Genomic DNA, 10,640 nt, shown 5'->3' with positions numbered 1-10,640 from the left:
CCGCGGTCACGAGCGGGGGCTCCTGTCGTTTCCGTGCCCCTGGATTGGGTCATAGTGTCTGACTTATGCTCAACCTGCGGCGCCATTTTGCTTGAAGGCACCTTGCTCGCTCTGGCGGGTTTTCGCTGTCGGTGCCATAGCATCGGCGTTGCTGTGGCTGTCGGAAATGATCCGTTGTCGCAAGGGGCAGGTTTCCTTTGCACCAGTTTCTGTCGAGTCGGTGCTCTTTGCGGGTTGCCCGTATAATGGTTTGCGTATGAACCGCAACCAAGGAGTTCCAGTTTATGGACCAGAGCCTTTTTAAATTCGACCTGATCGCCGAGGACCCGACGACGCATGCGCGTGCCGGCGTGCTGCACACCCCGCACGGCGACATCGAGACGCCAATCTTTATGCCCGTGGGCACCAAGGCAAACGTCAAGGGTATTCCTACCGAGACCGTCAAGCAGCTCGGCGCCCAGATCGTGCTTGCCAATACCTATCACCTGTCCATGCGTCCCGGCGAGGATACCATCGCCGAGCTGGGCGGCCTGCACAAGTTTATGAACTGGCACGGCCCCATCCTCACCGACTCGGGCGGTTTCCAGGTGTTCAGCCACAACGACGCGGTCAAGCTCACCGATGAGGGCGTGCGCTTTATTGTCAACGATTACGACGGCCGCCACGTGTTCTGGACGCCCGAGGACAACATGGAAATCGCCATGAAACTCGGCTCCGACATCTGCATGCAGCTGGACCAGTGCCCGGGCTATCCCGCCACGCGCGCCTACGTTGAGCGCGCCGTTGAGCTGTCGAGTATGTGGGCCGAGCGCTGCTATAAGGCGCATACCCGCGACGACCAGGCGCTCTTTGGCATTGTTCAGGGCGGCATGCACCTAGATCTGCGCCTGCGCTCGCTGCGCCATTTGGAGGAGTGCGGCGACTTCCCCGGTTACGGCATCGGCGGCTACTCGGTGGGCGAGGACCACGAGACCATGTTCGAGACCCTGGCACCGCTCGTAAGCGAGTACATGCCCAAGCACAAGCCACGCTACCTGATGGGCGTCGGCAACCCCACCACCCTCGTGCGCGGTGTGGGCGTGGGCATCGACATGTTCGACTGCGTGCTGCCGACGCGCACCGGCCGCATGGGCACGGCGTTCTCCAGCGAGGGTCGCCTCAACTTCCGCAACGCGCGTTTTGCGCGCGACGACGGCCCCATCGATCCCACCTGCACCTGCCCGGTGTGCACGGGCGGCTACAGCCGCGCGCTCATCCGCCACATGGTCACGCAGAAGGAGATGCTCGGCGGCATTCTGCTGTCGATGCACAACATCTACTACCTGCTCAACCTTATGCAGCGTGCCCGCCAGGCCATTATCGAGGGCCGTTACGGTGCATTCGTGAGCGACTGGATGAACAGTCCTGCTGCGGTGGATTACTAAGGGCGACAGGCACGCTTGCAGAGCGTGGGCAACGGCAAAGGTTGAGCGGCAGCCGCTCGTCACATTCGCTGACGCCGGCTGCGCGACCGCTGACCGATGCCTTGCAAGCGCTTGATGCAACGTGGGTACCATACCGAATAGTTGATGTTCGGGCGGGTGTTTGGCGCATGGCGTCGACCCCGCCCGCTTTTCTTTTTCTCGATAGGAGTACCCATGATTAAGAATGAGAACGTCGAGGGCGAGCCGGCCTACGACGAGACGTACCGACGCGGTCCTGTGGTCATGCGCGGTCCCATGATTCCCAAGGACAACACCTACGCCAACCTGCTGGCGCCCGAGGAGTCGACCGACTGGTTGCATGCCGATCCGTGGCGCGTACTGCGCATTCAGGCTGAGTTTGTCGACGGCTTTGGCGCGCTTGCCGAGCTCGGGCCCGCGGTGACCATCTTCGGTAGCGCCCGCACGCCCAAGACCGATCCGCTCTACAAAGCGGCGCGTACCGTCGGGCGCAAGATCGCGCAACGTGGCGTGGCGGTCATCACCGGTGGCGGCCCCGGCATCATGGAAGCGGCCAACAGGGGAGCGGCGAGTGTCAATGGCAAGTCAGTTGGCCTGGGCATTGAATTGCCGCACGAGCAGGGGCTCAACAAATACGTAAACCTCGGTATGGACTTCCGCTACTTCTTTGTGCGCAAAACCATGTTCGTTAAGTACAGCTCGGGCGCCATCGTGTTTCCCGGCGGCTTTGGCACGCTCGACGAGATGTTCGAGGTGCTCACGCTGGTGCAGACGCACAAGGTCAAGCGCATGCCGCTCGTGCTGGTGGGCAGCGAGTACTGGCAGGGCCTGTTCGACTGGCTCAACGGCCCGGTGATGAGCGCCGGTATGATCAGCCCGCTCGATCCGGATCTGGTACACATTACCGATGACCTCAACGAGTCCGTCGACATTGCGCTCAGCGGGTTGATATAGGGCGAGCGTGCCTGTCGTTGTAGTATTGTGAATGGCAGACTGATGCTATTTAACATCAGTCTGCCATCTAAATTGGGTATACTGATGCAAAAGACGAGGCGAGGAGGTCGCGTATGTCCACTGCAACGGTTAAGCCTACGACGGTTCGCATCGAAGAGGGGCTCAAGGAGCAGGCGACTGAGTTCTTGGATACGGTTGGTCTAAGTCTCAATTCGTATCTCAACCTTGCTGTTCGGCAGCTGGTAAATCAGCGAAAGATTCCTTTTGAGATCGTAGGAAGGGCAGAGGTGCCCAACGAGGCGACGAGACGCGCCATGGTGATCGCCGAGGCTCATGAGTTGGGGATTTTGACGGACGACAGCCCGTCATTCAATAACGCTGATGAGCTTATATCGTTCCTCGATGAGGACTAGCGATGTTTGAGATTAAAGTCGAGGCTCAGTTTAAGGCGGATTACAAACGGACGATGCGCATCCATCCGCAGCTAAAAACCGAGTTTAGGGCGGCGGTCGCAGAGCTTGCAGCTCACGGCTCGCTTCCCGCGGAATATGGCGCCCATGAGCTTTCAAACCCGGGCGGCAACTACAACGGCCACATCGATTTCCATCTATCCGATGGCTTGGTCGACGTGGTCGTTCTCTACTTGCCGCATAAGACTAATCCTGTGATCCGGCTGGTCAGAATGGGCTCTCATGAGGAGCTGTTCCAGGGTCCGCAGGGCTGATCGCCGATTTCCAAGTTGCGGTGGAATAGGGACTGATTTGCGGTCGATTGGCCAAAAACAGTCCCTATTTCACCGCAACTGATAGGCGCGCCCCGTTCGCTGCTGCGGCCCCCGGTTCTCCTCATTGCTGGATTTCGCTCAAAAACTCAGCGGCGACTTCGTTGCTTTTGAAACGGATGCTGCGGTCTTCTTTCTTGGGGAATGCCAGCAGCGGGATAGTCCCGTACCAGACAGTTTCCTCGTCAATCACGGCCGCGCACAGCCGCCCTTTGGCCTTGACGGAATAGTCGACGTTCATCTCGGCAAAAATCGCTTTCGCGTCATCGCGCGGAGGTGAGGCAACATAAACCTCAAGGGTAATCCCACGGGCGGCTGCGCCTGCGAGTGTGGTGGTGAGTTTCGTGAGGCATGCGGCGGATGCGTAGGATGCGGCTATGAAGGCACTCTTTGTGGCACCGGTGATGTCTTTAATTAATGCCTCAATAGCGTTTGCCGGCTCTATGAGAATGTTGTAATCGGGTTGCTCGCTGTCCTCTGCTGAATAAATTTCGTACCCCAACTTGGCGTACGTCTTGAGTCTTTTCTGGTACATGCGGGCGAGCATGGGTATCGACAGGTCAATGTAGTCGAATATCTCAACCTGTTGCTTGCCCTCGTGGCTTCTATGCAGTCTGCCCACCTGCTGCGTTACGCTGCCGTCCCAAGATATCGGCGTGGCAATGAAAAGGGTGTCAAGGTAGGACAGATCGAAGCCCTCGCTCAGAAGGCTTTCGGTGGCGACGATGATTCGATGTTCATGCTCAAAGCCGGGAAGACTGTTCAGTATCGCTTTTCTTTCTTTGGCGCCGATTTCTCCGGTTAAGAGTATGGGCTCGTGTCTGCGATCATTAAGCAACCTGAACAGTTCCTCAGCATGCTTTTTCCTTTTGGATAGTATGAGCGGATGTCGACCGTTTGACGCTGCTTCGAGGGCGTCATCGACAATCAATTCGTTTCTTGCCGCATGTGCACACAGCATATCGAGAATCTGATTGAAGCTTGCATCCGGCTCGTAGGCGGATAGCCGAATGCCGGTAAATCTCGGTCGAACGATGCGCTGGATGCCCTGCTGAATTGCCTGCGTTTTTGGATCGATGACATAGCGAAGCGGGCCGCAGAGCATCGAGAGCGCCCGCGTGAGTCCGTCGGAGCGCTCGGGTGTCGCGGAGAGGCCATATATATATTTGGCTGGAGCGGACTTGAGGACGAGCTCGAGCTGTGGCGCGGCAGCATGGTGGCATTCGTCGCAGATAATGAGGCCGTAATTACGAACAAGGTTCTTAACTATCGGCTCCCCGGTTTGGGAGTCTTTGCCAGATAGCGACTGAAAGGAAGCGACGTCGATAAGGCCGCTGACGGCGGTTTTGCCCCCTCCGATTTGTCCAATAAGGGGAGGTTGCTTTTTGCTGATTCGTCCTTTTGGCGTTCGGACCGGCTCTCTGGTGTCCGTAATGTCGAGAAATCGTTCGAGCTGCGATTTCCATTGGGCTATGAGCGCGGTCTTTGGAACAATGACGAGCGCCGGAAGACCAACGGCGGCAATAAGATAAGCTCCGATGACGGTTTTACCGAAGCCCGTTGGCGCAGACATGATTCCGTCTTCGTATTCAAGCATCTGGTCGGCGGCAATTTGCTGTTCGGGATGAAGGGTCCCTTTGAATGCCATCTCAATTGGATTGCCTGTGCTACGTTCGTCTGAATAATGGGCAGTAACGTGGGCTTCTTGAATCAGCTGCTCAAGTTGGGCTTTGCAGCCTCTGGGAATCGCGACGCGGCCATCTCTAAGTTCGCTGAGGTCTATGAGTCGCGGTTTGCCGAATACTGATTGATGCATAGATTGCGCACGGAAGAACTCCGGGTTGGCAAATGTCGCAAGCCTGCGGATTTCCATTTGAGCTGCCGGGCTCAGAGACTTTTCGGGGATGTAGAGCATATCGGCTTGTGTGACGAGCAGGTTCGAGGGGAAGTCTCGTGGCGTGAGCGGGAGCCGCTTTCGTGGCTTTTGGACATTGCGCCTGGTTTTGTTTGTCGCTGCAGCTGTTGCTATTCCAAGCGGTTTGTTTTTGGTGTCCTCGATCAGACGATCCACCGTCGCACGCGAGATTAGTTGGATTTGCGAAAGGTAAAGCCATTGGTCGGGAAAGGGCTCGAATCGTTCGTCAACAAATACGCTGTTTCCTTCCCGCTGCGCTTTTCCCTGAAAGGGCAGCGCAATGAGATTTCCAAAGCCGCCTTCAGGAATGGTGGACTGCGCGGGTATCATTCGGTCAAAGGCTTCGAAGGTGATTGTCTTGTTGAGTGCCGCTGCTTCGGCGATAAGGCAGCTACCGAAATCTCGTGCTGTCTTTGCGTTTATAGGTTCTAGGAAGAAAAACCAGATATGCGCGCCGTTGCCTGACCTTGATCGCTCGACCGCAGCGTTAATTCCATGGTTTTTTACGACAAGCCTGATAGCGTTTGTCGCTTCTTTCCAATCGGCTTTGTCAAAATCAATGACAAGGACATTTGTGTTGCAGTCTTTGTCGAGAACATATTGACCTATGACGTCCCGGAGCCTGTCGTCGCTGCCTTTGAAATGGGCGATAATGGCGGCATCGTTCAGCTCAAGGAATGTGCGGCTGCGACATTCGGCGCATTTAATTCTGTGATGGTTTGCTTTGGGGCAAATGCCTGGCTTCCACTCATTTGCGCAGGCGGGTGTATAGCCGATGCCCCCGTCTTTTCTGCGATACCCGTGAGCGTGCACATCTTTGCGGCCGGTAAAAAGATTGCGAAAGAGCTCGAGTTTGTCGCGCGCTGGGCTCGCGCTGGTAACGATGCCCTCGGTCTGTGCACGTTCGCCGAAAGATTTGCCGGCTTTGTCCCATTCTTCGAGTGTTGCGTAACGGATGTCTGGACCGTTGCTACAGATTACGATCTGCTTACGCGGATCTGAAGCGTGGACAACCGTTTTATTGAGTTTGAATAAGGCGTTCCCGAAAAGGGCGTATTGATGCACGGCGTTGCTCATTTGAATGCCATTCTTGTCAGCGTTCATTGGGATGAGGGTACGTCATTTCAGCTTTATGAGATATGCGACTTCGATTTTGGTTCGGTAATAGTGGGGTACCGATCCGTGAGTGGCAATTAGCCGGTGCCAAAACGTGCGGCGGCTGTTGTTAAAGGTGTTTTGGCGGCTATGGGGCGTGTTGGCGGCGTGGGGAGGGGTCCTCGAATGACTCCGTGGTCAAATAACGTCAAATATGAGTACTGTTGTTAATGTAGTCTCATAACATTTGGTAAGAATAGAATACCAATTCCACATTATTCTATATATCTAACCCACTAAACACGGAATTTTGAGCCTTGGCAAGACGTGGAATTGATCGAAATGATCAATTCCGGCGAGATTTTGCTGCTACTAATTTGGTGGCGGTACTCATATTTGCCATTTTTTGTCCAGTGGGTACCGCGAGGGGCCTGTTCGACTGGCTCAACGGCCCGGTGATGGATGCCGGCATGATCAGCCCACTCGATCCAGACCTTGTCCACATCACCGACGACCTCAACGAAGCCGTCGACATCGCCCTAAGCGGGCTGATGTAGGGTAGGTAAAATGGGGCTAAAAGACTGGTCTGAAACGTTTGATACCAGTCTTTTTAGCCCCGTCCCAAATGAACTGCTTCTAAGTTGCGGTGGAATAGGGATTGATTGGCGGCTAATAAGCCAAAAACAGTCCCTATTCCACCGCAACTGATGTGGGCGTCCCTAGTGAGTTGGCTGGTAGCGGGGGCAGTAGCTGATGGCGATGGCGTCGACGCCTACGTGGGTGGCGATGGTGCAGCCGATGGGGCCGGTGCCGGCGTCTACGTAATCCTGACCCGCGAGTGCCTCGTTGACAAGCTCCTGCTCCTCGGCGGCGCCGGTCGTGAGCACGCGCACGCTGGAGCCCGGATACTCGGCCAAAAATGCGAGGCAATCGGCCATGGTGTTGGTAACGATGCGCTTGGCACCGCGGCCCTTTTTTATGGCCTTGATCTCGCCCGATTTCCACTCCGGCGAAACGGCCAGGCGAATGTTGAGCATTTGCGTGAGCTGGCCGGCGAGCTTGGGCGCGCGGCCGTTCTTAACGAGATTCTCGAGCGTGCGGGGAATCAGCAGCAGGTGGGCGTCTGGCAGCGTCGCGCGGATCTGCGCCTCGGTCTCGTCCAGGCTGCGGCCGTCCTCGCGCATGGCCAGCGCGTACTCCACCAGCAGGCCCTCGGCGCCCGAGCCGGTGCGCGAGTCGATGCAGCGCACGTCGAGCTCGTGCGTCTCGGCCGTCAGGCTGGCGTTGGCGTAGCAGGCGGACCACTCGCTGCACAGCGAGATAAAGATGGCGCTATCGTGGCCGTCGGCGCGCACGCGGTCAAAGAGTTCCTTGAACTCGCCGGCACTCGGCTGCGAGGTGTGCGGCAGCTGCTCGGAGCCGGCCATGCGGGCGACGTACTCTTGGGCGGTAATCTGCACCTGGTCGAGCAGGTCCTCGCCCTCGATAATCACATGCAGCGGAATCACGTAAATGCCGAGCTCTTGGGCGCGGGCGGGGGAGATGTCCGACGTGGAGTCGGTTATGATGGCAAAAGACATAATTGCACCTTTCGTTGGGGCGCGACGGCGCCGCCTTCTGAGAGCAAAGTGCGACAAGTATAGTGGAGTCGTTCCACATTTCTAGGTTCAATTGTTGAATAGTCAACAGTTTGAAGTGTCGGTGTGGAAATCGTCAACTGGGGAAGAGGGATGCCGATGGAGGCGCTGGAGATATGCAAACGGCCGGTCGTGCTGTTTGATTTTGATGGCACGGTGGCCGATACGGGTCGGGCGGTGATGACCTCGACGCGCAAGACGCTGGCTGCACGCGGGTTTTCGGAGGCGCAGATGGGTGACCTGCGTCGCATGATCGGGCCGCCCCTGTGGAAGAGTTTTCACGACTTTTATGGCTTCTCCCGCGAGGAGTCGCTTGTGGTGGCCGACGAGTACCGCGCCTTTTTTGACGAGCTGGGACCGGAGGAGTATCCCGTGTTTGACGGGATCCCCGAGCTGCTGGATGGGTTGGTCGCCCAGGGCAAGCGCTTGGCCGTGGCGACGTCGCGCATGGAGGCAAAGTGCGTTGACATGGTGGGAGAGCTGGGACTTTCTCAGTTTGAGGCGGTGGTTGGCATGAATCCGCCGCAGGGGCGCGAGACCAAGGCCGATTCGGTCCGCGACGCGTTGGCGGCCTTGGGTGCGGCCGCGGGCGATGCCGTGATGATCGGCGATCGCTTTAACGACGTCGAGGGCGCGCACGCGATGAGCGTGCCGTGCATTGGTATCTATTCGGGCGCGGCGGCGCCGGGCGAGCACGAGGCGGCGGGTGCCGATGCAGTGGTGCACTCGGTGGCCGAGCTTGCTAAACTTTTCGCTATATAGGTATTTGATGTGAGGGGCGGGCACGCTCGCCGCTCATTGGTAAGGAGGTCGTCCATGAATCAGGTGGAGCAGAGCGTTGCCGAGTATGTCGACGAGGTCTGGGAGGATGTCGTCGCCGATATCGAGCAGCTGGTGAGTTATCCGTCCGTGGCAGTTTCTGCCGATGCGGAGCCCGGCGCGCCGTTTGGCCGCCCGGTCCGTGACGCGCTCGATTGCGCGCTCGGCATCGCGCAGAAGCTCGGCTATCAGACGAGCGACGACGAGGGCTATGTGGGAATCGCCGATATCCCGGGCCGCGGCGACAAACAGCTCGCGACTATCTGCCACGTGGACGTGGTTCCCGCCGGCCCTGGCTGGAACACCGACCCGTTCACCATGGAGCGCCGCGAGGGCTGGCTGCTCGGTCGCGGCGTGATTGACGACAAGGGCCCGGCGGTATTGTCACTCTACGCCGGCGCCTACTTGCTCAAGCACGGCATTGTTCCGCGCTACACCTTCCGCGCGCTGCTGGGCTGCGATGAGGAAGTGGGCATGTCCGACGTTCACCATTATCTGGAGAACAACGCAGACCCCGACTTTTTGTTTACGCCCGATGCCGAGTTCCCGGTCTGCAATGCTGAGAAGGGCCAGTTTGGGGCGACGTTCGTGAGCCCCAAGATCGACGGCGGGCGCATTGTGTCCTGGAGCGGTGCCGAGGCGAGCAACGCCATTCCGTCGCAGTCTATCTGCGAGCTCGCGATTGCCGCCGATGAGCTGCCGGCGCCGGTCGAGAATGCTGACCGCCTGGAGATCACGGCTCTCGACAATGGTCATGTGCAGATTTTCGCCCACGGTATTGGCGGTCACGCCTCGATGCCCGAGGGGACGATCAATGCCGTCGGCCTGATCGTGTCGTATCTGCGCGAGGCCGAGGACGCGTTTGGTGCACGCGACGAGCGCCTGCTGACGCCTGCCGAGCACGAGTTCGTCAAGTTCCTGGCCTTTGTGCATGCGGATGCCTATGGTCGCGGCCTGGGTATCGACGCGACGAGCCCAGCGTTTGGCCCGCTTACCTGCAACGCTGGCGTCATCCGTGTGGCGGATGGCCATATCGAGCAGGTCATCGACGTGCGCTTCCCCGACAGCACGAGTGCCGATACCATCCGCGAGCAGCTCGAGCCGCTCGTGGGCCGTTTTGGCGTGACGTGCCGTGTGGGTCGTGCGAAGGTGCCGTTCTCGGTGTCTGCCGACGATCCGGCCGTGAAGGCGCTTATCGATACCTATAACGAGTTCACCGGCAAGCATGCCGAGCCCTTTGCCATGGGCGGCGGCACGTACGCGCGCAACTTTGCCCGCGCCGTCTCGTTTGGCCCCGAGGAGACCGGCCTGGAGCTGCCCGCATGGGGCGGCCAGATGCACGGCCCCAACGAGTGCGCCAACGAGGAACAGCTCAAGCAGGCGCTCAAGATCTATATTGTTGCGATCCTCCGTTTGAATGAATTAGAGCTTTAGGGTTACGCGGTTTTACCAAACCGCGTAACAGCTCGACGCTGCAAACGCCCCCAAGCGGCAATCTGACGTTCAATCGTCGGTCGCGTACAAAAGTACGCTTCCCTCCTCTTTCACGTCACCTTGCTCGCTTAGGGGCGTTTTCGCTCATATGACCCAATCCGCTGTCAAGAGCCACAATGGCCCCGCCGACCGCTTGCAATCGGTCGGCGGGGCCTGCCGTTGAACCCGTCCCGGTCCGCCCCCGGCATGTCGTCGACGCCTTCGGCTCAGTCTCATATCCGCGGATACCGCTCCGGCGGCCCGCAATCCTCTCCTTCGGCGGGGCTCCCCAAGTCTGACTACGCGCATGCGGCCGCTGCCGCGCGCCCAGCGAAAGCGGGGGTATCCCCGAAGGCTGCCCGGCTCGCCGGGACGGGGGCTATGTCTATTCGGTTGCCTCCCGGCACATCGCGCCGAGGGCCCACAGCCACCTCACGAGCTCGGCGGCGGTGGCGGCGTTCGCCTTCGCCTGGGGCATGCCCCTGGCGAGCATCTCCTCGCGGCGCCGGAGCAGGCGCTCGGAA

General features: G+C 58.7%; 9 protein-coding genes. 7 read left to right on the top strand and 2 right to left on the bottom strand.

The window, feature by feature from the left end:
* Nucleotides 1-284: 284 nt before the first annotated feature.
* From tgt to ABHR75_RS09090, 4 genes are all read left to right on the top strand, one after another.
* Nucleotides 285-1,424, top strand: a complete 1,140-nt coding sequence (gene tgt, locus ABHR75_RS09105; RefSeq protein WP_118065097.1) for a tRNA guanosine(34) transglycosylase Tgt — start codon at nucleotides 285-287, stop codon at nucleotides 1,422-1,424.
* Nucleotides 1,425-1,637: 213 nt separating this feature from the next.
* Nucleotides 1,638-2,396, top strand: coding sequence for an LOG family protein (locus ABHR75_RS09100; RefSeq protein ID WP_195568796.1), 759 nt, complete (start codon nucleotides 1,638-1,640; stop codon nucleotides 2,394-2,396).
* 113 nt (nucleotides 2,397-2,509) lie between these two features.
* Nucleotides 2,510-2,809, top strand: a complete 300-nt coding sequence (locus ABHR75_RS09095) for a type II toxin-antitoxin system RelB/DinJ family antitoxin (protein WP_138112866.1) — start codon at nucleotides 2,510-2,512, stop codon at nucleotides 2,807-2,809.
* A gap of 2 nt (nucleotides 2,810-2,811) precedes the next feature.
* The gene (locus ABHR75_RS09090; RefSeq protein ID WP_195239464.1) at nucleotides 2,812-3,120 is read left to right on the top strand and encodes a type II toxin-antitoxin system RelE/ParE family toxin; all 309 of its coding nucleotides are present in this window, start codon (nucleotides 2,812-2,814) and stop codon (nucleotides 3,118-3,120) included.
* 121 nt (nucleotides 3,121-3,241) lie between these two features.
* On the opposite strand, the gene ABHR75_RS09085 is transcribed toward ABHR75_RS09090, so the two are convergent.
* Entirely contained in the window at nucleotides 3,242-6,169 is a 2,928-nt protein-coding gene (locus ABHR75_RS09085) for a TOTE conflict system archaeo-eukaryotic primase domain-containing protein (protein ID WP_195234903.1), read from the bottom strand.
* Between the two features lie 335 nt (nucleotides 6,170-6,504).
* Here ABHR75_RS09085 and ABHR75_RS09080 point away from each other — a divergent pair, with 335 nt between their 5' ends.
* Nucleotides 6,505-6,744 (top strand): hypothetical protein, encoded by a 240-nt coding sequence (locus ABHR75_RS09080; protein WP_199409509.1) that lies wholly within the window; start codon nucleotides 6,505-6,507, stop codon nucleotides 6,742-6,744.
* Nucleotides 6,745-6,906: 162 nt separating this feature from the next.
* Here ABHR75_RS09080 and ABHR75_RS09075 read toward each other — a convergent pair whose 3' ends face one another.
* Nucleotides 6,907-7,767, bottom strand: a complete 861-nt coding sequence (locus ABHR75_RS09075; protein WP_138112862.1) for a DegV family protein — start codon at nucleotides 7,765-7,767, stop codon at nucleotides 6,907-6,909.
* A 156-nt stretch (nucleotides 7,768-7,923) separates the two neighbouring features.
* Between ABHR75_RS09075 and ABHR75_RS09070 the strand changes: the two genes are divergently transcribed.
* Nucleotides 7,924-8,586 carry an HAD hydrolase-like protein gene (locus ABHR75_RS09070; protein WP_229028384.1) on the top strand — a complete coding sequence of 221 codons (663 nt, stop codon included), beginning with the start codon at nucleotides 7,924-7,926 and terminating at the stop codon, nucleotides 8,584-8,586.
* Between the two features lie 54 nt (nucleotides 8,587-8,640).
* Nucleotides 8,641-10,077 (top strand): M20 family metallopeptidase, encoded by a 1,437-nt coding sequence (locus ABHR75_RS09065; protein ID WP_138112860.1) that lies wholly within the window; start codon nucleotides 8,641-8,643, stop codon nucleotides 10,075-10,077.
* Nucleotides 10,078-10,640 lie beyond the last annotated feature (563 nt).

This window comes from Collinsella aerofaciens (assembly GCF_039752955.1).
GTDB classification, from domain to species: Bacteria; Actinomycetota; Coriobacteriia; order Coriobacteriales; family Coriobacteriaceae; genus Collinsella; species Collinsella aerofaciens_BI.
Note: the sequence above shows the minus strand (reverse complement) of the source record. Positions and strands in the feature narration are given on the sequence as shown.

Bases quoted from the DNA above. Each gene is read 5' to 3' on its own strand.
- tgt (WP_118065097.1), top strand. From the start codon at position 285: ATGGACCAGAGCCTTTTTAAATTCGACCTGATCGCCGAGGACCCGACG.
- ABHR75_RS09100 (WP_195568796.1), top strand. From the start codon at position 1,638: ATGATTAAGAATGAGAACGTCGAGGGCGAGCCGGCCTACGACGAGACG.
- ABHR75_RS09095 (WP_138112866.1), top strand. From the start codon at position 2,510: ATGTCCACTGCAACGGTTAAGCCTACGACGGTTCGCATCGAAGAGGGG.
- ABHR75_RS09090 (WP_195239464.1), top strand. From the start codon at position 2,812: ATGTTTGAGATTAAAGTCGAGGCTCAGTTTAAGGCGGATTACAAACGG.
- ABHR75_RS09085 (WP_195234903.1), bottom strand. From the start codon at position 6,169: ATGAGCAACGCCGTGCATCAATACGCCCTTTTCGGGAACGCCTTATTC.
- ABHR75_RS09075 (WP_138112862.1), bottom strand. From the start codon at position 7,767: ATGTCTTTTGCCATCATAACCGACTCCACGTCGGACATCTCCCCCGCC.
- ABHR75_RS09070 (WP_229028384.1), top strand. From the start codon at position 7,924: ATGGAGGCGCTGGAGATATGCAAACGGCCGGTCGTGCTGTTTGATTTT.
- ABHR75_RS09065 (WP_138112860.1), top strand. From the start codon at position 8,641: ATGAATCAGGTGGAGCAGAGCGTTGCCGAGTATGTCGACGAGGTCTGG.